This window comes from Serratia sp. CY81684, from assembly GCF_052166595.1.
GTDB lineage: Bacteria > Pseudomonadota > Gammaproteobacteria > Enterobacterales > Enterobacteriaceae > Serratia > Serratia nematodiphila.
The window spans coordinates 535216-558151 of sequence record NZ_JBJNOO010000004.1 but is presented as its reverse complement, the minus strand read 5'-3'; the positions used below and the strand labels follow the sequence as shown (position 1 = coordinate 558151).

Sequence of the window (22936 nt, the reverse complement as noted above, 5' to 3'; positions counted from 1 at the left end):
ACATGTTGAGCCGCAGATTTTTTAAACGCGGCGCACAAAAAAGCCCGGCGTCGGCCGGGCTGGAAAACGGGGCTCAGTACAGCGACGGCGCGCCGACCGGCCGGGTTTTGAAGCGGCGATGCAGCCACAGATATTGCTCCGGCGCCCGCATGATCTCTTTTTCGATCACTTTGTTCATATAAGCCGCCGCCGCCTGTTCGTCGCTGAGCGGGTAGTCTTCCAGAGCCGGCTGGATCAGCAGGTCGTAGCCGCGGCCGCCTTCACGGCGGATCAGCACCACCGGCACCAGCGCCGGGTTGGCCATGCGCGCCAGCATGAAGGTACCGCTGGTGGTGGCGGCCTGATCGACGGCGAACAGCGGCGCGAATACGCTGCCGCGCGGGCCGTAATCTTGATCCGGCGCGAACCAGACCGCCTCACCGCGCTTGAGTGCGTGCACCATGCCGCGCAGATCCTTGCGATCAATCATCGCCTTGTTGGAGCGCATGCGGCCCTTGGTTTGCGCCCACTCCATCGCCTTGTTGTTGTGCGGGCGATACATCGCCATCATCGGTTGGCACAGGCCCATTGCCCGGCCGCCCAGCTCAAGCGACATAAAGTGCACGCCGATCACCAGCACGCCGCGGTCGTCACGCTGCGCCATTTTGAGGTGGTTGATGCCGGAGACGTTAAACCAGCGCTTAACGCGTTTATCCGACCAGAACCAGGCCATGCCGGTTTCCAGCAGGCCCATGCCGAGGGACTCAAAGTTGCCCACTACTTTACGCTCGCGCTGCGCTTCGTCCATCTCGGGGAAGCACAGTTCTAGGTTGCGACAGGTGATGGCGACGCGACGCTTAAGAAAGCGCATCGAGGTGCGCCCCATCCATACGCCAAGGCGGTTAAGCAGCGGGTAGGGGAGTTGCACCAGCAGGAACAACAGGGCCAGACCGAACCAGGTCAGCCAGTAGCGCGGGTGCAGCAAGGAAAGTTGAAATCTCTTTTGGCGTTTCATAGCAGCTCGTTTATGCGTTAGGGGGGTAGCAACCTGTAGCGCATAAAGGATCCACTCGATAGCGATACAACGACTCAGACACCCGGGGACGGCCAGGGTTTAGTCAGAATTCCATAATTGACTAAACATTTACATTCGAAGGGCGGTTTGCGCTGCTATCAGGCTTCGGAGGGATAGCTGTTGGCCAGCGGAGGCGGCTCTAGGAATGCGTATGTTAACACAGGGTACGGGGTTCAGAGGAAGAGAGGCATGCGAATATTCTCATTCGCATTGCCTCTGGATTGACGATTGGCGACGGTTTACAGGCTGGGGAGGATGATGGCGGCGAAAATGGCGGCGATCACCAGCCATTTCAGCAGGTAGTAACCGCGGCGATTACGCGCCTTCAGGCGCTGGCCGGCGTCGCGCACCGCGTTGACGTATTTGAAGATGCGGTTGATGCCGCCGGTGCGGTCCTGATCGTCGTTCGGCGAACTGGCCGCCGACATCAGCGTAGCGCCGACCCAGTGGTTGACCGCCTGCGCCCAGCGCCATTTCATTGGCCGCTCGACGTCGCAAAACAGAATGATGCGCGTCTGGTCGGTGGCGTTTTGCGCCCAGTGCACGTAGGTTTCGTCGAAGATCACCGCTTGGCCGTCGCGCCAGCTGTGCTGCTCGCCGTCCACTTCGATGAAGCAGCGATCGTCGTTAGGCGTCATCAGCCCCAGGTGGTAGCGCACCGAGCCGGCGTAAGGATCGCGGTGTTTACCCAAATGGCTGCCGGGCGGCAGCTCGGCGAACATCGCCGCCTTGACCGATGGGATGCGGTTGAGCAGCTCGACGGTTTTCGGGCACAGCGTTTGCGCCGAAGGGTGGCTGTCGCTGTACCATTTCAGATAGAAACGTTTCCAGCCGCGTTTGAAGAAGGTGTTGAAGCCGGCGTCGTTGTGCGACTGCGCCTTTTTGATGTGATCCTGCAAACGCACGGCTTCCTCGCGGATCACCTGCCAGTTGTCGGTCAGCGTTTGCAGCTCCGGGAAGCCTTTTTCGTCGAAATAGGGCTGTTTGGCGGGCAAACGCGAGAAACCGGTCATAAACATGTTGATCGGCCCCATAAACGTGGAGTGATCGAACAGCTGACGGGTAAGCTTTTGTTTCTCTTTGCCGCGGGAGTGTGCGTAGAGGAAGCTGATGATAAAAATGCCGATAATGATCGCGGCAACCATAGAATCCATCCCTGTTGGAGCTTGTTAAAAATTCGTACAAATTATAGTTTTATGACAGGAAAAATTTAACTTTTTCGTGCGCTTTCCCTGCGTGTGCTGCTTGTTGGCATAAAAAATCAATAAAACTGTTTGTAATAAAATTTTATATCGATTTTTTTGTTTTAGTCCTATTCTTAAATCGTTCAAGGGGCGTTTCATGCCATCTTGTTTCATGACGAATGGCACGTATCTGAGAAAAGAGGGACTTATGAAAAAATCAATCATTGCCTTGTCTGCACTGCTGCTCGCTTCCCCGGTGTTCGCTGCTGAAACCGCGACCGACACCGCCGCTCACGCCAGCAACGAAGTTGTCGCCGAGGCGCACAAAGGGGCGGATACCGCCAAAGAAAAGCTGCACCAGTCTCAGGACAAGGGTGAAGAGCTGAAGCTGAAAGCCAAGCATGCCGCCGAAGGCAAGAGCGACAGCGTCGGCAGCAAAGTGAGCGAAGGTTCGCAAAAGGCCTGGCACTCCACCAAACAGGGCTCGGAGAAGGCTTGGGACAAGACCAAGCAAGGGGCGGAAAGCCTCAAGAACAAAGTGACCGAGTAAGGTCTCCGCTTTACCCCAAGGGCCGCGCTGCGGCCTTTTTTATTGCCTGCAATCCAGAGCCGATGCCCCGCTTTGTCGCCCCGATTAAAACGTGAGAGTATTCTTCATCGATTGGCGACTCAATCGTAAGCAAGAAGGAAGCGCTATGAAATCCCACTGGATAAGGCGTTTATTGACACCCCCACCAGCCTGGACAGGCAGAGCATCGGTTATCTTGGGCCTGCTGGTGTTTGTGGTGTTGAGCGGGCTGGATAGCCTGGGCGTGGATTTGGACGGGTGGAAGCGCTACGTGATGATCGCGGGCGTGGCGGGTATTTGCTATTTCTTTGCCGGATATATCGATAAGCGCATTCCGCGCAAATCCTCGCCCATGTAGGCACAAGTCAGAAAAAGAAAAAGGCGCTTATCAAATGAGATAAAGCGCCTTTTCAACACGTTAACTGACTAGTATCAGTTCATGCCGTATTTTTTCAGCTTCTTGCGCAGCGTGCCGCGGTTGATGCCCATCATCAGGGCTGCGCGGGTCTGGTTGCCACGGGTGTATTGCATCACCATGTCCAACAGTGGCTGTTCAACTTCAGCCAGTACCAGCTCATACAGGTCATTTACGTCTTGACCATTCAGTTGAGCAAAATAGTTCTTCAGTGCTTGTTTAACCGAGTCACGCAGAGGCTTTTGAGTCACCTGATCTTGTGAGTTAACGGTAGAAACGGTCAGTACGTCAGAATTTACGCGTTGTTCGAACATAGTTCTGTCAGCTCTTTTTTTACGCTAAGATTTTCGAAATATGCCTCCAACGCCTCCAGCTGTTCGCTGGCATCCTCTATGGCGTTGAATGTGCGCCGAAACTGGTCATTCGGAGCGTGTTCCTGGAGATACCAGGACACGTGCTTACGAGCAATCCGGAATCCCTTGCCTTGGCCATAGAAGCCGTGCAATTCCCGAATGTGCCCAATCAACAAGCGCTTCACCTCGCCAAGCGGCAGCGGCGGCAGCAACTCCCCAGTGTCCAGATAATGCTGGATTTCCCGGAAGATCCAGGGTCTCCCCTGAGCAGCGCGGCCTATCATCAGGGCATCGGCCCCGGTGTAGTCGAGCACTGCTCTGGCTTTATGCGGGTCAGTAATATCCCCATTCGCGATAATCGGAATGGAAACACTCTGCTTAACTGCCCGAATGCTGTCGTATTCCGCGTCGCCGTTAAACAGACAGGCGCGGGTTCGGCCGTGAATCGTCAGGGCCTGAATACCACAGTCTTCGGCCAGTTGGGCAATCTCTACACAGTTACGGTGCTCCGGCGCCCAGCCGGTGCGAATCTTCAGCGTTACCGGCACATCCACCGCGTCAACCACCGCGTGGAGGATCCGTTTTACCAGATCCGGGTACTGCAACAAGGCGGACCCGGCAAGCTTCCGGTTCACTTTTTTGGCCGGGCATCCCATATTGATGTCGATGATCTGCGCGCCGCTGGCCACGTTGATACGCGCGGCGGCGGCCATATCATCAGGATCGCATCCGGCAATCTGCACGGAGCGGATCCCTGGTTCATCGCTATGCACCATACGCAGACGCGACTTATCCGTCCGCCACACCTCCGGGTTGGAGGAGAGCATTTCGGATACAGCCATCCCAGCACCCATTGCATGACAGAGGGTTCTGAACGGGCGATCTGTAATACCGGCCATCGGGGCCGCAATCAGGCAATTAGTAAGCTGGTGGTGTCCAATGCGCATAGACAAAGAGTGACCATACTGTGTCCGCAAGGGCGCGTATATTACGCATTTTTGCGCCGAGATGAAAGGCCAAACTTTAACCAATTGGCTCGCTATTAGGGCAAAAAATGCGCTGCGCAGTGATTCATAAAAATATTGTATATATTTTACAATGAGTTGACGAAAAGTGCTTATTTTGTGTGCGGTAAAATATTCGCCTTTGCGCAGGATATTATCTGCATTCGCCCGCTATTTTTGCCGGGATAACCTGCCTGGAAGGCGCATTGTCAGGGCGATCCATCGTTGAAAGGCAAAAAATTGCATAAAATTTTGTCTTGCCCGTGGGTCGATCGCCGGACAAAAAAAATCCACCGGCGCGGGGCCGGTGGATGAGGGAGCAATATACCGTGACGCTTACTTACGGCGGCCGGTGATGCGGCACCACTCTTCACGCTCGGCGACCGGATCGAGCGTGAACTTCTCTTCGTAGGCTTGTGCAACGCTGCTCGCCTGGCTGGCCAGCACGCCGGACAGCCCCAAATGACCGCCGGCCTTCGGCAGGCAACCGATCAGCGGCGCCAGTTCGCGCAGCGGGCCGGCGAGGATGTTGGCGACCACCACGTCCGCCAGCAGGTCCGCCGGCTGGTCTTTCGGCAGATACAGCTCCAGACGCTCTGAGACGCCGTTACGCTGCGCGTTGTCGCGGCTGGCCTGAATGGCCTGGGGATCGATGTCGATGCCGATAGCGCGTGCCGCACCCAGCTTCAGCGCGGCGATCGCCAGGATGCCGGAACCGCAGCCGAAATCGATGACGGTTTTGCCGGCCAGATCGAGGCCGTCCAGCCACTGCAGGCACAGCGCGGTGGTCGGGTGGGTACCGGTGCCGAACGCCAGGCCCGGATCGAGCATCACGTTGACCGCGTCGGGATCCGGCACGTCACGCCAGCTCGGGCAGATCCACAAGCGCTCGCCGAAGCGCATCGGGTGGAAGTTGTCCATCCATTCGCGCTCCCAGTCCTTGTCTTCCAGCTGCTCTATCTTGTGGCGGAATCCGGCGCCCAGCAGCGGGTGCTGTTCCAGCATCGCCACCACGTCGGTCATATCGGTTTCCGCGTCGTACAGGCCGATCACATCGGTATCGCCCCACAGCAGGGTTTCACCCGGCAGCGGCTCGAACACCGGGTTGTCGTGGGTGTCCTGGAAGGTCACCGACACGGCGCCGCTTTCCACCAGCGCGTCGCTCAGGTCTTCCGCCTGGCTGCCGGTGGTGTTCAGTTTGAGTTGGATCCAAGGCATAGCAATTCTCTTCAAGAGGGTAATGATGACGCCGCCCGGCGCTTTTCGCCGACGACGTTACCGAGATAAAACGCCAACAGGCTGAGCAACAGCGAAGGCACGATAGGATGCAGCCCCGCCGGTTGCAGGTTGAAGCTGGCCAATAGCGTATAGCATACCGCACCCGACACCATTGAGCTAAGCGCTCCCTGAGCATTGGCGCGTTCCCAATACAGGCCCAGCACCAGCGGCCACAGGAAGACCGCCTCCAGCCCGCCGAAAGCCAGCAGGTTGAGCCAGATGATCATCTCCGGCGGGCGCCAGGCCGCCAGCAGCACCAGCAGGCCGAGGATCAGCGTGGTCAGGCTGGAGAAGCGCTTGATCAGCCGCTCGTTGTGGATCTGCTGCGGACGCACGCCAAGGTAGAGATCCTTGATGATGGTGGCGGAGGATTGCAGCAGCTGGGCGTTGATGGTCGACATGATCGCCGCCATCGGCGCCGCCAAAAAGATCCCGGCGGCGTACGGCGGCAGAACGGTGATCATCAGCGTCGGGATCACCTGATCGGGGATCTTGAGATCCGGCAACACCGCGCGGCCGAGCGCGCCGGCCAGGTGCATGCCGAACATCAGCACCGCCACCACCACGGTGCCGAGCAGAATGCCGCGATGCACCGCCTTGCTGTCCTTGTAGGAGATGCAGCGCACGGCGGTGTGCGGCAGGCCGATCACCCCGAAGCACACCAGGATCCAGAATGACGCCATAAACGGCAGGCTGAGGATCTGATCGCCGCCCTGCGGCGACACCAGCGCCGGATCGATCTGCTGCAGTTTGCTCACTGCGCTGTCCAGTCCGCCGGCGGCATGGATCACTGCCACCAGCAGCAGCACGGTGCCGAGCAGCATCACCAGCCCCTGCATGGCGTCGTTCAGCACGCTGGCGCGGAAGCCGCCGAAGGCGGTGTACAGCGCGATGCTGATGCCGAAGATCAACAGGCCGGTGTCGTAAGGAATGCCGGCGGCGGTCTCCAGCAGGCGTGCGCCGCCGATGAACTGCACCGTCATGGCGCCGAGGAACGCCACCAGCAGGCTGAGACTGGCCAGCCACACCAGCAGGCGGCTTTGGTAGCGGCCATACAGCATGTCATTGAGAGTAATGGCGTTGTAGCGCCGCGCCAGGATGGCGAATTTCTTGCCCAGCACGCCGAGCGACAGCCACACCGCCGGCAGTTGGATCATCGCCAGCAGCACCCAGCCCAGGCCGTATTTGTAGGCGGCGCCCGGCCCACCGATAAACGAACTGGCGCTGATGTAGGTGGCGGTCAGGGTCATCGCCAGCACAAAGCCGCCCATCGAGCGGTTGCCGAGGAAATATTCGCTGAGAAAGTTTCCGTTCTGGCGGCGCCGATAGGCGTACACCGACAGGCCGAACACCAGCAACAGGTAGGCGACCAGCGGCAGGATCACTTCAGTTTGCATCGCGGTCCTCCAGCGAAATGTCGCGGAACACTGTGCGCACCATCAGCCAGCACAGGCCGATGAACAGCAGCGGCACCAGCAGGCAGGCCATTTCGAACCAGTGCGGCAGGCCGGTGACGCCGATGGCGCTGTCCGGCAAGTAGGCCGCCAGCCCCCAGGCCAGCAGGTAGAGCAGCGTCAGCCCCAGCGCCCAGCGCGCTTCGCGGTGCGCCTGAATAAAGCGTTTGTCCATCAGTGTCCCCCATAGGTTTACGATGATGGCTTGTGACAAGAACAGATGAAGGAACAGGATTGTACGGAATGTGCGGCGTTTGGCTAATAAATTATTCACCTTTCCGGTGAACGCAACGGAGCGATGGAAAGAAAAGAGGGGGGTAAATATATAAATTTTTACCGGTTTATTTCGATGAGAAAATAATTAAAGAGAATGGGAAAAGAATTGGTTTTATATTGGTTGGCGCAACCGGAATCGAACCAGGTGACCTCTGTGAAGTATGACACAGCGCTCTACCACTGAGCTACACGCCTGCAATAAACAAATTTATAACATCTCCTAATCATTCATGTAAATAGATTTCTTTTATTTTTTAGCATTAAATAAATCGTTCGATTAAATAATGACCTGCATATCCTTCGCTATTTATTTACTGTGATTAATATCACGATAAAGCCGCCCCGTTAATACGTTTAAACAAGGACGGCGTTAATTAGCGGGTTAACAATGTCACGCGGTTATCGTTCTTTTCTCAGATATTCTTTCCGAAATAGTATAAAGAACGATGACGCCGATGCATAAAAAGAACATCACGGCATACAGGGCGCCACCGCCACCTTGTTTTAACAGCAAACCGCCGACAAAAGGGGCGAGCGCCAGGCCAAATTCGTAAAACGTGGCGGCACCGAAGTAAGCCCCTTTTAGGTTAGCCGGCGCCATACGATCAATTTGTATATTGAGCGTAGGGAACAGGATGACTTCGCCGAGGCTGAGCAGGAACATGGCGACCAACCACAGCAGCCAGCTTTCACTGGAAACCAGCAGGAAGACAATTTGTGAAAGCGCGAGAAAGAACACGCCCAGACTGGTTTTCAGTGCCAATGACATGCGGCGGGTAAAGCGCTCGGTGAAATACTGCAGCGTTATCACCGTGGCTGCATTGATGAATATCAGCACGCTGAGCAGGTATTCGGGGTTATACACCTGGCTGATCATGAGGTATTGCGGCAGCGTCACATCGATCTGCCCGTAGACCAGCATCACCAAAATGTTGGCGACTACCAACACCTTGAACGCCTGATCGTTCCAGATAATCCGCAAAGAGCCAATGAACGAGAAGGTGGCGTTGCGCGTTTCTTTACCGTGCCCCGCTTTGAATACCGCGAGCACCAGCAGTAAATAGCAAAGGAACGACAATGCGGTGACGAAGAAGGTGGCCTTCTGCGCCGTCAGCCCGAGAGCGACACCCACTAATGGGCCTACGGCTGCGCCCACGTTCATCAGGAAGTAGCGGATGTTCAACGCGCGTTCTCGCTCTTGCCTGTCATGGAGAATATCGCCGATCACCGCTTTGCTGGCGGGTTCGATCAATGAGCGCGAAATGCCATTGAGTAAAATACCGACAAAATACCACGCCGGTGAGTTGGCCAACGCAAGTACGCTAAATGAAATAATAGCGGCAATTGCACCGAGAATAATCAACGTGCGACGGCCATATTTGTCTGATGCGCCACCGAAGAGATAGCCGAAAGAAATAGACACGATAAGTGATACGCTCATCATGACGCCGATTTCCACCGGAGTCATCGCGTAGTTATTTCTCATGAGAATGGTAATGAATGGCCAAATCATGAAAAAGCAGGCGCGCGTCAAAAACGTCCCGATAAAGATAACCCATATTTCTTTTGGGAAATAAGGGATGAATGTTGACCTCAAGGCGGTTTCTCCTTAAATGTTGCTCGTCGTCTGTTGAACCGAGTGTATTACACCTTTTCCAAACTTTCCTTTTCCCATCGGTTAGCCAGAGTGAGTAACGGCGTCACTCCGGCTTCTCTAATTCTCGCGATGAGATTTTTCCGCTGATCGAAGATAACCGGATGCGGGCTGATGCCTTGAATAATCGCGGCGACAGTCGCCGAGACTGGCGCGCTATGCGCTAGCGTTGGAATCGCCAGAACGTTCATGCAGTATTCGAACATGGAATCGACGGAGTTCAATTTACCCAACATCAAGAACGTCATTTCATCTCCGACGAGGGTAGCGCCAAGGCTGTCGAATATCATTTTGACTTGCGCCACGGGCTTCTCTTTCAGATGGAAACTGAGCAGTGCGCGGAACTGGTCGCGATTCAGACGGCCCTGTTTCATCTCGTCATTCAGCATGGCGAGTGCCTGGCGTACATAATTTTCCTCTTCGTTGAACAGATCTGCCGAAGCGCAGCGGAAATGCTGTTTGAGGAAATACCAGTGAAAGACATATTTGCCTTCGAATTCAAGGCGAACAACGTTGGTGAAGTCTTCCAGATCGTGCCGTTCCGGGTGGAAGTCGCTGAGATCGCAACGAATATCGATGCCGGAAGAGGAGGCGATTCGGCGGCAAATGGTGGTGATATCAGCTTCGCCCAATAGCGCTTGCAGCATATGCTGCATGTTGTTGCCGCCGGCGGCCAACTCGCAATAGGCGTCTTTACCTGGCGTCAGGTATTTGATTCGGTTGTCGCGCGCATTGAGTGATGAGGCAATTTCAGCCCACTGGTTATGTACTTCCTGGCTTCTGATCGTTTCCAAACGAGGGTTTTTTTCATAGAACGCGATGACGCGCGGATCGACAGCCAGACCGCTGCGTTTGAGTATTCCGGCGTCAAGCTGCGCGCTTGCTTGGTTTTTCACCAGGACATTGATGAAGTTGCGCAGCGAACTCTCCCCGCAATCTGAGAACGAGACGTCAGAATCCGGCGCGGGGCGGCAGGTTTTGGTGATGCACAGCGGCGGAAAATAGCGGCCGTACACTTCGCGATCGTAATAGTCATGGCAGCGATCGGGGAAGTGCGTCTCGCCCGTCGCCGTTTCGCCGAACAGCTCCCCGCTCAGTTCCCGCAGTTGCTGCATGTAGGCGGTCAATTTGCCGAAGTTACCCTTGCATTTCAGCCACAGCGCCGCGTTGAGCAAATGAAACACCTCCCTGTCGTGCTCGGCGGTGCGGCTGGCCGCGATCAGTAAACGACATAAATTGTGCAACTCGGCCAGCAAGCTGTCGCGATCGGCACAGTGGATACCGACGTAATCCTGCACACGTCGCGGCAGATAGCGGTGATACTTGTTGAAAGGCAGATGCAATGCAATGAAGTCAGCGCTGAATCCCTCGGTTTGCAGCCGTGCGACGGTGCTTTCGGTAAAATTTTCCGGCAGCATGCTGGCGCGCAAGGTGGCTTCATCTTTTTGCTGGCGGGCATGTTCGACGGCGGCCTGCGCGTTTTGCCAGGCTGGGAACAGGCCGGCTTGATGCACAGCTTCTTGCTGCGCCGCATTCAGGCGTGCTTCCAGCTCGGTGATTTCGGCATTGAGCGCCAGCAGCTGCGCCTCTTTATTCTCAGCAGCGCTCTTGCCCAGCGTTTTTTTGCCGGCTTTGAGCGCGGCGATCGCGGCTCGACATTGTTGGATCGGCGCCTGCTGCGCTTTAACGGTGTTTTCCGCCTGTTGCAGGATCTGATTCAGCGCTTTTTCTTGCGCTTTCAAATGGGCGCCGAGGGAGAGCGCTTCGCGTTCTGCGGCTGCGATCTGCGCTTTTGTGTCCTCGAACTGTTGCAGTACGCTGTCGCAAAGCCGGCGTATTTGCACAGAAAGCCGATGTTGCTGCTCAATGGCAGCGTGAAAGTCCGTTTCATCTCGTACATGCTGATATAACGAGGCGATATCATTGTCGGTGAAACGCGGGCTGCTCATGAAAGCCACCAGCCGTGCAAGGGTAGAGGGGGAAAACCAGGTGAACGGATTCTTCACCTCTTTGCTTACGTCAAACTCGACCAGGTCAGTACGGTAGAACAACGCGCGCGCCACCTGGCCGATCGGGTGTTCGGCGCCAAGAAAACGGTAATACTTTTCCGCGAGTTCGTTGTTGCACCACAGCACCCCGTACAGTGGCGAAAGAAAACGATACTCAGGGCGTAACGGCATGTAGAGATCGCGGAAAATCTGTCTGGTTTGATCGGTCGTCATCAGCTAAAACCTTGGATGATGTTTTTTAACTTGAGCGCCGCCTGGTGGATTTGTTGTTGCTCATCCTGATTGGGCATCAGCGACAGCGGCGTAAAGACGCCGTCGCGCAGAGCCAGCGGCCAGGACATGAACACGCCCAGTTCCGGCAGCCAGACCGAACCGCAGCAGGGGGTTTCGTCCCGTTGGATGATGCGCTCAAGCAAGATAAGAATGGAGGCGGCCGGGCCATATTTAGGAGGGCGCCGCATTTTGTGAAATATGTCCAACCCTTGATTGCGGGTGTCGGTGACGATTTGCGCCAGCGCCTGCGCCGAAAGTAGCTGGTTCAGCGGTCCCTCGTCGGTTGTTACCTGGCTGAGCAAGGGCACCAACCCGGCGCCGTGCTCGCCGCAGACTGTCAGGCTACGCGCGTCGATGCGCTGCATGTCGATCCCGGAAATGCGGCAGATGCTTTTCAGCAGCCTGGCGGTGTTGTGCGCGGCGCCGATGCCTATCACCCGGCAGCGAGAGTCGAGCAGGATTTTATCGATGTAATAGCTGATGCTATCCACCGGATTGACCGCATTGATGATGTGACAGCCGGGAGCAATGAAGGGTTTGGCTCGGCTAAAAATGGCCTCGCTGAGCCGTACGTGATCGTCCAGCAACGCCTGGCGGTCATGCATCGGAAAGGTTGAAGGCACGCCATAGCAACAGAGGATCACGTCAGCCCCGTCGATGTGGCGGTAGTCATCCGTCACAACAATCTTGGGTAAAGACGTTCGGTTATGGCGTGAGAAGAGCGCTTCCGCCAGCAGGCCATCAAGAATATCTTCGCAAACGGCTGAATACTTTTCGGTATTTCGGCAGATGATCACGACTTCATTGACGCTGCCACGTCGCTCGGTCGTACTTAACAGCGCGTTTAGCGTCTCTTGCCCAATGCCGCCGAATCCCAATAAAACAATTTTCATGACCGCTCCTGATGACCTGCCCGGCTTATGCTTCGATCAGTTCGGCCAGTCTTGCATACTGCTTCTCAACCATACTCCACCCTTTATCGAGTACGGCTTTGACACGCTGGAATTGTTCTTCGGTCATCCCCTTGAAGAACGCTTTATCCACTTCTTGATGATCGCCATCGAATTCGGAGTGATCCTCGAAATGGTTCTGTTTGCTCGGATCGAACACGTGTTTGATGTTGTTATAGAACACGAAAGCCGAACCTTCGATGACAAAGTGCACCAGGATAGCCTGTTCCAGATTATCCAGCGTGATCATCTGGTGGTTGAACCAGATGCACAGTGCTTCAAAGATCGCGTCTTCGCGAACCTGGAGGTTGTCGCGACTGTTGCGCAGCACCTCGTCATGGCCGAATTCTTCTTTCAGATGTTCACTGAAGAAACGCGAGAAGCGAACGTCTTCACACAGTGCGCTACGCAGCAGCACCATTTTTTGGAACTGATCGGACAGGATCTGCAGGTAGTCCAGGAACAAGGATTTTTTCGCCTCGGAGAACGTTTTATCCTTGGCGAATGCGGTAAAGATCGGGTTGTCCTGGTAGCGCTCGATGTAGCGGGCGTTATGCGCTTTAAGCTGATGGTAGTAAGCGTAGGGATCTTGATCGAAAGTCACCAGCGGCTTGCTGGGATCTTCATAGAGCCCGCGCTCCTCAAACTGGATTGACAGCCCCCAGTAGCCGTTGTCGCCCGCGCCGATGAAGCCGTGATCCGCGCCTGGCGGAATGCAGATGACATCGCCTGGAACGGCCCGGCGGTCAACGCCGTCTCCCAGCAGGATCGCTTCCCCTTCACAAATGATATACAGCGAAGATATTGGATGAACATGCACATCCAGCTTTTCGTTTTTCGCCAGACGCACCCAGCTTACTGCCAGGCGTGCCTGTTCGGGAATAAAGCGGTTCATTTCCTCATTGGCGCGGAAATTCTTCACTTCGCCCAAAAGCTTCTCAATCCCGTTTTCCTTAATGCTTTTTATGGTTTCCATGTCAGCACGGTGGTACAGGGAAAACACGGGCTTACGGTCGTATTCAGTTACATGGCTCATTAAGACATTACTCATCTAAGTCAATAAAAAGGATAAATAAAAAGAGAAAAAGAGCGCGCTGCATTCGATCGACGGCGACAATAGCACGGGCTATCACCGAGCGGATGTGATCGGGGTCAAGCTTTGTAATTAATACGTTAATTTTGTTAAAGCTTGTAGCGTGTAAAAATGCGATGGATTGAGTTTTTCCCTTGCTAATATTTATTTGTAAGCTATGAGTTAAATATTTTTTGTTTAAAAACAGTTTGTTATGTTTTATGTGGTGATGTGGGTGGCGGGCTGGATAAATGTGAAGAGAAAGTTATCTGTGAAGATTTGATTCTATTTTGCGCGGTTGAACGAAAAAATCAGGCGGGCGCGAGAAAAGAAAAAGGCCGGTGATTAACCGGCCTTTCGTCAGACGATGCTGCGTGGCTGCCTTAGGTTTCCTGCAGACCCAGCTTCTTCTCCAGATAGTGGATGTTGGTGCCACCGTGCTGGAAGTTTTCGTCGTTCATGATCTTCTGCTGCAGCTCAACGTTGGTTTTGATGCCGTCGATGATCAGTTCAGCCAGGGCGTTTTTCATGCGGGCGATCGCCACGTCACGGTTTTCGCCGAAGGTGATCAGTTTGCCGATCATGGAGTCATAGTACGGCGGTACGGTATAACCGGCGTAGATATGAGATTCCCAACGCACGCCGAAACCGCCTGGCGCGTGGAAGCGGGTGATCTTGCCCGGGCTCGGCAGGAAGGTGTTCGGATCTTCGGCGTTGATGCGGCATTCTACCGCGTGGCCGTGGATCTTCACTTCTTCCTGTTTGATCGACAGCGGCTGACCGGCAGCGATGCGCAGCTGCTCTTTGATCAGATCCACGCCGGTGATCATTTCGGTAACCGGGTGCTCTACCTGAATACGGGTGTTCATTTCGATGAAATAGAACTCGCCGTTTTCATACAGGAACTCGAAGGTGCCCGCACCGCGGTAGCCGATTTCCACGCAGGCTTTCGAGCAGCGCTCGCCGATGTAGCGGCGCATTTCGCTGGTGATGCCCGGCGCCGGCGCTTCTTCGACCACTTTCTGGTGGCGGCGCTGCATGGAGCAGTCGCGCTCGGCCAGATAGATGGCGTTGCCCTGGCCGTCGGCCAATACCTGAATCTCGATGTGACGCGGATTCTCCAGGTATTTTTCCATGTACACCATGTCGTTGTTGAAAGCCGCTTTGGCTTCCGCTTTCGTCATGTTGATGGACTGCTCAAGGTCTTTGTCGCTGCGCACCACGCGCATGCCGCGACCGCCGCCGCCGCCGGAGGCCTTGATGATCACCGGATAACCGATGCGCTTGGCGAAGGCACGGTTTTTATCCATGTCGTCGGTCAGCGGGCCGTCGGAGCCCGGCACGCATGGCACGCCGGCTTTTTTCATGGCGTTGATCGCGGAAACCTTGTCGCCCATCAGGCGGATGGTTTCGGCTTTCGGGCCGATGAAGATGAAACCGGAGCGTTCAACCTGCTCGGCGAAGTCGGCGTTCTCGGACAGGAAGCCGTAGCCCGGGTGGATCGCCACCGCGCCGGTGATTTCCGCCGCCGAGATGATGGCCGGGATGTTCAGGTAGCTTTTTACCGATGGCGCAGGACCGATGCAGACGGTCTCGTCGGCCAGCAGCACGTGTTTCAGATCGCGGTCGGCCGCGGAGTGAACCGCAACGGTCTTGATGCCCAGTTCTTTACAGGCACGCAGGATGCGAAGCGCGATCTCGCCGCGGTTGGCGATAACAATTTTATCAAGCATGGGGGCGCCTCGTTATTCGATGACGACCAGCGGCTCGTCATATTCGACCGGCTGGCCGTTTTCCACCAGGATGGCTTTCACGACGCCGGACTTGTCCGCTTCGATCTGGTTCATCATTTTCATGGCTTCAACGATGCACAGGGTATCGCCGGCGTTCACTTTCTGGCCCACTTCCACGAAGGCTTTCGCGTCCGGGCTTGGGGTGCGGTAGAAGGTGCCTACCATTGGGGAACGAACGACGTGGCCACTCACGGCCGCCGGTGCTGCAGGGGTTTCTGCCGCAGGCGCGGTGGCAACGGCGGTAGCCAGGGCTGGCTGCTGCTGTGCCGGCATCGCGTAAGCCTGCTGCATGACGGGATAAGCCTGCGCCGGTGCGGCACGGCTGATGCGAACCGATTCTTCGCCTTCAGAGATTTCCAGTTCAGAAATGCCTGATTCTTCAACCAGTTCGATCAGTTTCTTGATTTTACGAATATCCATGAGTGTGATTCCGTACTCTTTTTGTGGAGCAATTAGTGGGTTTTCGACAGACGGTTAACCGCTGCCTGTAAAGCGAAAGCGTAGCCATCCGCGCCGAGGCCGCAAATCACGCCTACCGCTACGTCTGAGAGATAAGAGTGATGGCGGAAAGGTTCGCGGGCGTGCACGTTGGACAGGTGGATCTCGATGAACGGGATCTGCACCGCCAGCAACGCATCGCGCAACGCCACGCTGGTGTGCGTGAACGCCGCCGGGTTTATCAGAATGAAATCGGTGTTGCCGCGCGCCTGATGGATGCGATCGATCAGCTGATGCTCGGCGTTGGACTGCAGATGGCTCAGGGTAATATCCAATGCGGATGCCTGGTTTTCCAATCCGTTAACAATCTCTGTCAGCGTCGTGCTGCCGTACTTCTCCGGCTCACGCGTCCCCAGCAGATTGAGATTGGGGCCGTTCAGAAGCAAAATGTGAAACTTATCCGCCATTGTGCTGGTATCTCCGGCAATAAAACCATCATCGTAGAAAATAACCCGATGTTACCGATTTGTCACCTGTTAAGGGGCAAATTCACCCTGAGAACAGAAACAAGGTCGGGCATTATAACGATATCGTAGCAATTCGCAGCTAAATACTGGTCTTATCAGCGAAGATATTCAACCCCAAATCGACCAACTCGGGGTTCCGTGACAGGAATATGAGCGCTGGAACACAGAAAAAGTTCCCGCCGGCGGCGTGCGTTTTTCAACGACAATCACGCGCGCCGCCGCGCGATTCAGCGCCACCAGGCGCGGAATTTCTTGTAGCGCAGGCCCAACAGCGCCACCGCCAGCAGCGCGTAAATGAACGGCTGGGGGGAAAAGGTTTTGACCGACCACAGGTAGTGGATGGGGGCGAGGATCGCCGCCAGATAGACGAAGTTGTGCAACGTTTGCCATTTGGCGCCCAGTTTGCGCATCGCCCACAGCGTCGAGGTGGCCGCCAGCGCCAACAGGATCAGCCAGGTGAGGATGCCGAGCGTCAGATAAGGGCGGTTCACCAGCTCGCTGCCCAGCAGGCCGAGATTGCTCAGCCCCAGCTCCAGCGTGGAGTAGCTTATCAGGTGCAGCGTGCCCCAGGCAAAACACCACAGCCCCACCAGACGACGGCAGCGGATCAGCAGCGGCTGGCGGGCGTAGCGCGCCAGCGGGGCGATCATCAGCGTGGCCAGCAGCAGTTTCAGCGTCATCCTGCCGGTAAAATGCTGGATGTCCTTGGACGGATCGGCGCTGAACCAGCCTTGATCCACCGCCAGTACCAGCCACAAAAAGGGCAAAAACGCCGCCAGATGCAGGGCTGCTTTCAGCCATTTGATATGAACAGGCGTCAGGCGCACTTAGAAATTCTCCCGCAGATCCATGCCGCGATACAGCGACGCCACCTGATCGGCATAGCCGTTGAACAGCAGCGTCGGTTGGCGTTTGACGTCGAGAATGCCGCCGGAGCCGATGAAGCGCTCGGTGGCCTGCGACCAGCGCGGATGATCGACGTGCGGATTCACGTTGGCGTAAAAACCGTACTCGTTCGGCGCGGATTGGTTCCAGGTGGTCGGCGGCTGATCGCGCACCAAGCGGATATGCACGATCGATTTGATGCCTTTGAAGCCGTATTTCCACGGCGTGATCAGTCGCAGCGGCGCGCCGTTTTGCGGCGGCAGGGTTTTGCCGTACACGCCGACGGTCAACAGCGCCAGCGGATGCATCGCCTCGTCCAGCCGCAGCCCTTCGACGTAGGGATATTTCAGGCCGCCGCCGATAAAGCGATCTTTCTGGCCGGGCATCTGCTCCGGATCGTACAGCGTCTGGAAGGCTGCGTAACGCGCGTTGCTGTTCGGTTCGGCCAGCTTGAGAAGCTTGCCCAGCTCGAAACCGATCCACGGCACCACCATCGACCAGGCCTCGACGCAGCGCATGCGGTAAATGCGCTGCTCCAGCGGGAAACGCTTCATCAGATCGTCGATATCCAGCGTTATCGGTTTCGCCACTTCGCCGTCGATGCGCACTTTCCAGCCTTCGGTTTTCAGCCCGCCGGCGTTGGCGGCCGGATCGGCTTTGTCGAGGCCGAACTCATAGAAGTTGTTGTAGCCGGTCACCTTGTCTTCCGGCGTCATCGCCAGCTGCGCCTGCCAGGCGGCCGGTTTGCTGAAGGCCAGCGCTTTGCCCGGCGGCGCCTTGGGGCGATCGTTGCCCTTGAACCACGACAGCAGGTCCGCCCGTGCGCCGGTAGGCAGCGCCAGCGTAGCGGCGCTGATGCCGAGCGCCTGCAGCACCTTGCGCCGCTGGTGGAACACGCTCTCCGGCGTGACGTCGGCCTCGGTCAATTTCGGGTGTTTGTTCATGCTTATGTTCTCCGCGACTGATTCCCGCCGCCTGTAAGCGGCAAACGGGTCTCCATGAAATAAGCATGGCGCTAAAGCCGGCCGGAAGCGAGGGGGCGCGGGAAAATATGAAATTTCGCAGAAGCGGGAACTCCCCCCGTCGCCGAGGGGAGAAGGTCAGCGGATTTTCACCAGGGTGCGGCCGGTGATTTGGTTGTTCAGCAGCGCAGCGGCGGTGGCCGGCGCCTGCTCGAGGGCGATTTCGTGCGTGGCTTGCTGATAGAAGCTGTCCGGCAGAATGCCGGCCAGCCGTTCCCAGGCGGTTTGGCGGCGATGCAGCGGCGTATGCACCGAATCCACGCCCTGCAGGCGCACGTTGCGCAGAATGAACGGCATCACAGTGGTCGGCAACTGATAACCGCCCGCCAGGCCGCAGGCGGCGACGGTGCCGTTATAGTTCATCTGTGCCAGCACCCGCGCCAGCAGTTTGTCGCCGACGGTGTCCACTGCGCCGGCCCACAGCTGTTTCTCCAGCGGACGCGGCGTGTCGATATAGCCATCGCGCGACATCACCTCTTTGGCGCCGAGCGCTTTCAGGTACTCGGTATTGCTGTCGCGGCCGCTGATGGCGGTCACCCGGTAACCCAGCGCCGCCAGCAGGGCGATGGCGGTGCTGCCCACGCCGCCGCTGGCGCCGGTGACCAGGATATCGCCGTCGTCCGGGTGCACGCCGCCTTCCTCCAGCGCCATCACGCACAGCATGGCGGTAAAGCCGGCGGTGCCGATGATCATCGCCTTGCGCTCATCCAGCCCGTTCGGCAGCGGCACCAGCCACTCACCGGAGACGCGCGCCTGCTCGGCCAGGCCGCCCCAGTGGTGTTCGCCCACGCCCCAGCCGGTGAGCACCACGCTTTGCCCCTCTTTGAAACGATCGTCGCGGCTGTGGCGCACGGTGCCGGCGAAATCGATGCCCGGCACCATTGGGAAGTTGCGCACGATCTTGCCTTTGCCGGTGATCGCCAGCGCATCCTTGTAATTTAGGCTGGACCAGTTGATGTCGACGGTGACATCGCCTTCCGGCAACCGATCGCTGCCGATATCTTTGATATGAGCCAGAGTTTGGTCGTCTTGTTGTTCCAATAACAGTGCACGCATGTCACTCTTCCTCTCGTTTACACTTTTCTATCAATGGCTGAATCACATTTATTTGACTATATGCATAATAAGCGGCCCAAGTCCTGATAAAGGACAAAAACGGCGCTTGCAGGTTTTATTCCTCGGCAAGGCTTGTTAGGGTTGGACAGCCCCTTTTGGCTACAGGGGCACACTCACTTAACCATAGCGGACAAGGCACAGGGATGCGATTTACCACCAAACTCTCTGCATTGATCACTCTGTTGGTCGCACTGGCGATGTTTTTGATGCTGATGGGATGCTCATACAGCTTCTTTTACGTTACCCAGGATCGCCAGGAGCGCCGCTTGGATTCGCTGGTTACCACTCTCGATCAAGCCATGCTGAGCGAGCCGCCGCAGGAGCAGGAGAAATGGTTGCCCATCGTCATGCGCACGCTCGGCATCGTGTCAGTTCGCGTAGAGGCCGGCGCCAGCAAGCTCCTCGACTATAAATTGCCGACGGCGAAAAAAGAGCCCTGGGATGCGCTGAACGGCTATCGTCAGGTCTCGCGCCCCCTGTTGCAGCATCCGGGCAGTATGCTGCAAATCACCTACCTCGATCCCTTCGCCAGCGATGTGCGCACGTTGCAATCCACCGCCGCCGTCACGCTGTCGATCGTCGTCATGGTGGTGATTTTGCTGTTCAGCCTGCGCTGGCTGCGTGAGCAGGCCGACGGCGAAGATCGTCTGGAACGCCGCGCGCGGCGCATTCTGAACGGCGAGCGTGAAAACGTCATGCAGGGCGACGTGCGTGAGTGGCCGGCCAACGTCAGCGGCGCGCTCGACCGCCTGCTGGCCGATCTGGCGGAAGCGCGGGAAGAGCGCAGCCGGGTCGATACGCTGATCCGTGCCTTCGCCGCGCAGGACGCCAAAACCGGGCTGAATAATCGCCTGTTCTTCGATAACCAATTGACCACTCAGCTGGAAGATGAAGGCTCGCACGGCATCGTGATGATGGTGCGGCTGCCCGATTTCGAGACCCTGCGCGAGACGCACGGCAGCGTGGCGGTGCAAGAACTGATGTATTCGCTGGTCAACCTGCTGTCTACCTTCGTGATGCGCTACCCGTCGGCGCTGCTGGCGCGCTACTTCCACAGCGATTTTACCGTGCTGTTGCCGCATCGAACCCTGAAGGAGGCCGACGGCATCGCTTCACAGCTGGTCAACGCCATCGATGCCTTGCCTTCCACGGCACTGATCGATCGCGAGGCCTTCCTGCACATCGGCATCGTGGCGTACCGCAGCGGTCAAACCACCGAGCAGGTGATCGACTATGCGGAGCAGGCGACGCGCCACGCTACGCTGCAGGGCGAAAACGGGTGGTATGTGTACGACAGCCAGGTGCCGGAAAAGGGGCGCGGCAGCGTCAAGTGGCGCACGCTGCTGGAACAGGTGCTGGCGCGCGGCGGCCCGCGGCTGTATCAGAAACCGGCGGTGACCGTGGAAGGCGAGGTGCACCACCGTGAGATCATGAGCCGAATTTATGACGGCACCCAGGAATTGCTGCCGGCGGAATATATGCCGTTGGTGGAGCAATTGGGGTTGGCGGAGAGTTACGATCGCCAACAGGTGAGCCGCATCATCCCGTTGCTGGCGCAGTGGCCTGAAGAAACGCTGGCGTTCCCGCTGTGCGTGGACTCGATTTTGCAGCGTTCTTTCCAGCGCTGGCTACGCGATACGCTGTTGCAGTGCGAAAAAAGTCAGCGTCGACGAATTCTGATTGAACTTGCGGAGGCAGATGTGTGTCAACATATCGACCGTTTGCGTCCGGTGCTGAGGCTGTTGTCAGGTCTGGGTTGCCGCCTGGCGGTGTCCAAAGCGGGGTTAACCGTGGTCAGTACGTCCTATATCAAGTCGTTGCAGGTGGAGATCGTCAAGCTCCACCCGGGGTTGGTGCGGAGCATCGATAAGCGGGACGAAAACCAGCTGTTCGTGCAGAGCCTGACCGGCGCCTGCGCGGGCACGCGCGCGCAGGTGTTCGCTGCCAGCGTACGTACGCGCAACGAATGGCAGACGCTGAAAGAGCGTGGGATCCATGGCGGGCAGGGCGACTTTTTCGCGTCGCCGGAACCGATCGACGCGGGGCGTAAAAAATATTCACGTCGTTATCGCGTTTAAGCTGATTGACGGACAAAAATTGACGTAGAATGAGCGCCGGATCCATCTGGGCCATGTCACCCGTCATTTTGGAGTTTTCTCCAATCTGCCTGCGACAACGACGCCTATTTGAGATAGGCTCTTGTCTGCCTTTATCTGGTTGACGTTGGTAGGTGCTTACCATCGGCGGCAATCAGGGAATATGTTAGATTTTATGAGCTGTGTTACGCCGTTTCGTGCGTTGACAGGGTGGTAAACTGAGCCTTTGTTCAGGGAATTCAGGCCTCATCCAATTTCCGTGCATTCGAGCAGAAACAATACAGACTATTTTTCACCGAAGTAGAACGTTTTTGCGCCTTGTCGCTGCTTCGTGTGGTTGGTAAAGTAGGCGGATTTTATTTTCCGCCCCCAGCTTGCAGGATTATCCTTTCGTTATGTTTAAGAAATTTCGTGGCATGTTTTCCAACGACTTGTCCATCGACTTGGGTACCGCCAATACCCTGATTTATGTTAAAGGGCAAGGCATCGTACTGAATGAACCTTCGGTGGTTGCCATTCGTCAGGATCGTGCCGGCTCCCCAAAGAGCGTTGCGGCCGTCGGTCATGACGCCAAACAGATGCTGGGCCGCACCCCCGGCAACATCGCGGCTATTCGCCCGATGAAAGACGGCGTGATCGCCGACTTCTTCGTGACCGAAAAAATGTTGCAGCACTTTATCAAACAGGTTCACAGCAACAGCTTCATGCGCCCAAGCCCGCGCGTGCTGGTCTGTGTGCCGGTCGGCGCGACCCAGGTTGAACGCCGCGCTATCCGCGAGTCCGCCCAAGGGGCCGGCGCGCGCGAAGTGTTCCTGATTGAAGAGCCGATGGCGGCGGCGATCGGCGCAGGTCTGCCGGTCTCCGAAGCGACCGGCTCCATGGTGGTGGATATCGGTGGCGGTACCACTGAAGTGGCGGTGATCTCGCTGAACGGCGTGGTGTACTCCTCTTCCGTGCGCATCGGCGGCGACCGCTTCGATGAAGCCATCATCAATTATGTGCGCCGCAACTACGGCTCGCTGATCGGCGAAGCGACCGCCGAGCGCATCAAGCACGAAATCGGTTCTGCCTATCCGGGCGACGAAGTGCGCGAAATCGAAGTGCGCGGCCGTAACCTGGCCGAAGGCGTACCGCGCGGCTTTACCCTGAACTCCAATGAAATCCTCGAAGCCCTGCAAGAGCCGCTGACCGGTATCGTCAGCGCGGTGATGGTGGCGCTGGAGCAGTGCCCGCCAGAATTGGCCTCCGACATTTCCGAACGCGGCATGGTCTTGACCGGCGGCGGCGCGCTGCTGCGCAACCTCGATCGCCTGCTGATGGAAGAAACCGGCATCCCGGTCGTAGTGGCGGAAGATCCGCTGACCTGCGTGGCGCGCGGCGGCGGCAAGGCGTTGGAAATGATCGACATGCACGGCGGCGATTTGTTCAGCGAAGAATAGTCAGCCCCTGGAAGGAGGAATCGTATCGGATGAATGCGCACAGCGAGAATCGGGTACGGTTCCTCTTTCTGTTGTC

At 56.9% G+C, this 22936-nt stretch carries 21 protein-coding genes and 1 tRNA gene; 4 read left to right on the top strand and 18 right to left on the bottom strand.

All coding sequences use genetic code 11. The annotated features are described in order from the left end of the window. Window positions 1-73: 73 nt before the first annotated feature. Window positions 74-994, bottom strand: coding sequence for a kdo(2)-lipid IV(A) palmitoleoyltransferase (lpxP, locus tag ACJ8QF_RS17630; RefSeq protein WP_442537728.1), 921 nt, complete (start codon window positions 992-994; stop codon window positions 74-76). A gap of 299 nt (window positions 995-1293) precedes the next feature. Next, window positions 1294-2199, bottom strand: a complete 906-nt coding sequence (gene lpxO, locus ACJ8QF_RS17625; RefSeq protein WP_004936848.1) for a lipid A hydroxylase LpxO — start codon at window positions 2197-2199, stop codon at window positions 1294-1296. A gap of 247 nt (window positions 2200-2446) precedes the next feature. Between lpxO and ACJ8QF_RS17620 the strand changes: the two genes are divergently transcribed. After that, entirely contained in the window at window positions 2447-2788 is a 342-nt protein-coding gene (locus tag ACJ8QF_RS17620; protein ID WP_004936850.1) for a hypothetical protein, read from the top strand. 145 nt (window positions 2789-2933) lie between these two features. Further along, window positions 2934-3164: a hypothetical protein gene (locus tag ACJ8QF_RS17615; protein ID WP_131165448.1), complete on the top strand. Its 231-nt coding sequence runs from the start codon at window positions 2934-2936 to the stop codon at window positions 3162-3164. 74 nt (window positions 3165-3238) lie between these two features. On the opposite strand, the gene fis is transcribed toward ACJ8QF_RS17615, so the two are convergent. The 16 genes from fis to acuI form a co-directional block, all read right to left on the bottom strand. Continuing rightward, window positions 3239-3535, bottom strand: coding sequence for a DNA-binding transcriptional regulator Fis (gene fis / locus ACJ8QF_RS17610; protein WP_000462905.1), 297 nt, complete (start codon window positions 3533-3535; stop codon window positions 3239-3241). Continuing rightward, on the bottom strand, window positions 3517-4521 hold the full coding sequence (dusB, locus tag ACJ8QF_RS17605; protein ID WP_004936856.1) for a tRNA dihydrouridine synthase DusB: 1005 nt from the start codon (window positions 4519-4521) through the stop codon (window positions 3517-3519). Before dusB ends, fis begins: the two co-directional genes overlap by 19 nt. Before the next feature lie 393 nt (window positions 4522-4914). Then, window positions 4915-5796 carry a 50S ribosomal protein L11 methyltransferase gene (gene prmA, locus ACJ8QF_RS17600; protein ID WP_004936861.1) on the bottom strand — a complete coding sequence of 294 codons (882 nt, stop codon included), beginning with the start codon at window positions 5794-5796 and terminating at the stop codon, window positions 4915-4917. Window positions 5797-5807: 11 nt separating this feature from the next. Next, window positions 5808-7253: a sodium/pantothenate symporter gene (gene panF / locus ACJ8QF_RS17595; protein WP_004936863.1), complete on the bottom strand. Its 1446-nt coding sequence runs from the start codon at window positions 7251-7253 to the stop codon at window positions 5808-5810. Then, window positions 7243-7485, bottom strand: coding sequence for a YhdT family protein (locus ACJ8QF_RS17590; protein WP_004936865.1), 243 nt, complete (start codon window positions 7483-7485; stop codon window positions 7243-7245). Before ACJ8QF_RS17590 ends, panF begins: the two co-directional genes overlap by 11 nt. Window positions 7486-7704: 219 nt before the next feature. Then, window positions 7705-7781: transfer RNA gene (locus ACJ8QF_RS17585), tRNA-OTHER, on the bottom strand. A 196-nt stretch (window positions 7782-7977) separates the two neighbouring features. Next, on the bottom strand, window positions 7978-9183 hold the full coding sequence (locus tag ACJ8QF_RS17580; RefSeq protein ID WP_004936868.1) for an MDR family MFS transporter: 1206 nt from the start codon (window positions 9181-9183) through the stop codon (window positions 7978-7980). A gap of 47 nt (window positions 9184-9230) precedes the next feature. After that, window positions 9231-11462 (bottom strand): hypothetical protein, encoded by a 2232-nt coding sequence (locus ACJ8QF_RS17575; RefSeq protein ID WP_442537727.1) that lies wholly within the window; start codon window positions 11460-11462, stop codon window positions 9231-9233. After that, entirely contained in the window at window positions 11462-12415 is a 954-nt protein-coding gene (locus ACJ8QF_RS17570) for a lactate/malate family dehydrogenase (RefSeq protein WP_015379200.1), read from the bottom strand. The genes ACJ8QF_RS17575 and ACJ8QF_RS17570 overlap by 1 nt, the downstream gene beginning before the upstream one ends. Before the next feature lie 25 nt (window positions 12416-12440). Then, the gene (locus ACJ8QF_RS17565; protein ID WP_004936880.1) at window positions 12441-13508 is read right to left on the bottom strand and encodes a cupin domain-containing protein; all 1068 of its coding nucleotides are present in this window, start codon (window positions 13506-13508) and stop codon (window positions 12441-12443) included. 419 nt (window positions 13509-13927) lie between these two features. Beyond that, window positions 13928-15277 carry an acetyl-CoA carboxylase biotin carboxylase subunit gene (gene accC, locus ACJ8QF_RS17560; protein WP_004936886.1) on the bottom strand — a complete coding sequence of 450 codons (1350 nt, stop codon included), beginning with the start codon at window positions 15275-15277 and terminating at the stop codon, window positions 13928-13930. 12 nt (window positions 15278-15289) lie between these two features. Beyond that, window positions 15290-15757: an acetyl-CoA carboxylase biotin carboxyl carrier protein gene (gene accB, locus ACJ8QF_RS17555; RefSeq protein ID WP_004936889.1), complete on the bottom strand. Its 468-nt coding sequence runs from the start codon at window positions 15755-15757 to the stop codon at window positions 15290-15292. Between the two features lie 32 nt (window positions 15758-15789). Beyond that, window positions 15790-16242, bottom strand: a complete 453-nt coding sequence (gene aroQ, locus ACJ8QF_RS17550; protein ID WP_004936891.1) for a type II 3-dehydroquinate dehydratase — start codon at window positions 16240-16242, stop codon at window positions 15790-15792. A gap of 287 nt (window positions 16243-16529) precedes the next feature. After that, window positions 16530-17129 carry a protein-methionine-sulfoxide reductase heme-binding subunit MsrQ gene (msrQ, locus tag ACJ8QF_RS17545; RefSeq protein WP_004936895.1) on the bottom strand — a complete coding sequence of 200 codons (600 nt, stop codon included), beginning with the start codon at window positions 17127-17129 and terminating at the stop codon, window positions 16530-16532. Next, a complete protein-coding gene (gene msrP / locus ACJ8QF_RS17540) occupies window positions 17130-18131 on the bottom strand; it encodes a protein-methionine-sulfoxide reductase catalytic subunit MsrP (RefSeq protein WP_442537726.1) in 1002 nt (333 codons plus the stop codon). It lies immediately after the preceding gene. A gap of 156 nt (window positions 18132-18287) precedes the next feature. Next, a complete protein-coding gene (gene acuI / locus ACJ8QF_RS17535; protein WP_004936902.1) occupies window positions 18288-19265 on the bottom strand; it encodes an acrylyl-CoA reductase (NADPH) in 978 nt (325 codons plus the stop codon). A gap of 203 nt (window positions 19266-19468) precedes the next feature. On the opposite strand from acuI, the gene csrD reads away from it, so the two are divergent. Further along, a complete protein-coding gene (csrD, locus tag ACJ8QF_RS17530; RefSeq protein ID WP_275095213.1) occupies window positions 19469-21403 on the top strand; it encodes an RNase E specificity factor CsrD in 1935 nt (644 codons plus the stop codon). Between the two features lie 413 nt (window positions 21404-21816). Beyond that, window positions 21817-22860, top strand: coding sequence for a rod shape-determining protein MreB (mreB, locus tag ACJ8QF_RS17525; RefSeq protein WP_003855260.1), 1044 nt, complete (start codon window positions 21817-21819; stop codon window positions 22858-22860). Window positions 22861-22936: the final 76 nt, after the last annotated feature.

What these genes read in the sequence shown, in the direction of transcription:
- ACJ8QF_RS17590 (WP_004936865.1), bottom strand. Translation starts at nt 7,485, where the DNA reads ATGGACAAACGCTTTATTCAGGCGCACCGCGAAGCGCGCTGGGCGCTG.
- dusB (WP_004936856.1), bottom strand. Translation starts at nt 4,521, where the DNA reads ATGCGCATTGGACACCACCAGCTTACTAATTGCCTGATTGCGGCCCCG.
- msrP (WP_442537726.1), bottom strand. Translation starts at nt 18,131, where the DNA reads ATGAACAAACACCCGAAATTGACCGAGGCCGACGTCACGCCGGAGAGC.
- acuI (WP_004936902.1), bottom strand. Translation starts at nt 19,265, where the DNA reads ATGCGTGCACTGTTATTGGAACAACAAGACGACCAAACTCTGGCTCAT.
- accB (WP_004936889.1), bottom strand. Translation starts at nt 15,757, where the DNA reads ATGGATATTCGTAAAATCAAGAAACTGATCGAACTGGTTGAAGAATCA.
- panF (WP_004936863.1), bottom strand. Translation starts at nt 7,253, where the DNA reads ATGCAAACTGAAGTGATCCTGCCGCTGGTCGCCTACCTGTTGCTGGTG.
- csrD (WP_275095213.1), top strand. Translation starts at nt 19,469, where the DNA reads ATGCGATTTACCACCAAACTCTCTGCATTGATCACTCTGTTGGTCGCA.
- ACJ8QF_RS17620 (WP_004936850.1), top strand. Translation starts at nt 2,447, where the DNA reads ATGAAAAAATCAATCATTGCCTTGTCTGCACTGCTGCTCGCTTCCCCG.
- ACJ8QF_RS17575 (WP_442537727.1), bottom strand. Translation starts at nt 11,462, where the DNA reads ATGACGACCGATCAAACCAGACAGATTTTCCGCGATCTCTACATGCCG.
- aroQ (WP_004936891.1), bottom strand. Translation starts at nt 16,242, where the DNA reads ATGGCGGATAAGTTTCACATTTTGCTTCTGAACGGCCCCAATCTCAAT.
- accC (WP_004936886.1), bottom strand. Translation starts at nt 15,277, where the DNA reads ATGCTTGATAAAATTGTTATCGCCAACCGCGGCGAGATCGCGCTTCGC.
- mreB (WP_003855260.1), top strand. Translation starts at nt 21,817, where the DNA reads ATGTTTAAGAAATTTCGTGGCATGTTTTCCAACGACTTGTCCATCGAC.
- lpxP (WP_442537728.1), bottom strand. Translation starts at nt 994, where the DNA reads ATGAAACGCCAAAAGAGATTTCAACTTTCCTTGCTGCACCCGCGCTAC.
- ACJ8QF_RS17615 (WP_131165448.1), top strand. Translation starts at nt 2,934, where the DNA reads ATGAAATCCCACTGGATAAGGCGTTTATTGACACCCCCACCAGCCTGG.
- lpxO (WP_004936848.1), bottom strand. Translation starts at nt 2,199, where the DNA reads ATGGTTGCCGCGATCATTATCGGCATTTTTATCATCAGCTTCCTCTAC.
- prmA (WP_004936861.1), bottom strand. Translation starts at nt 5,796, where the DNA reads ATGCCTTGGATCCAACTCAAACTGAACACCACCGGCAGCCAGGCGGAA.
- fis (WP_000462905.1), bottom strand. Translation starts at nt 3,535, where the DNA reads ATGTTCGAACAACGCGTAAATTCTGACGTACTGACCGTTTCTACCGTT.
- ACJ8QF_RS17570 (WP_015379200.1), bottom strand. Translation starts at nt 12,415, where the DNA reads ATGAAAATTGTTTTATTGGGATTCGGCGGCATTGGGCAAGAGACGCTA.
- ACJ8QF_RS17565 (WP_004936880.1), bottom strand. Translation starts at nt 13,508, where the DNA reads ATGAGCCATGTAACTGAATACGACCGTAAGCCCGTGTTTTCCCTGTAC.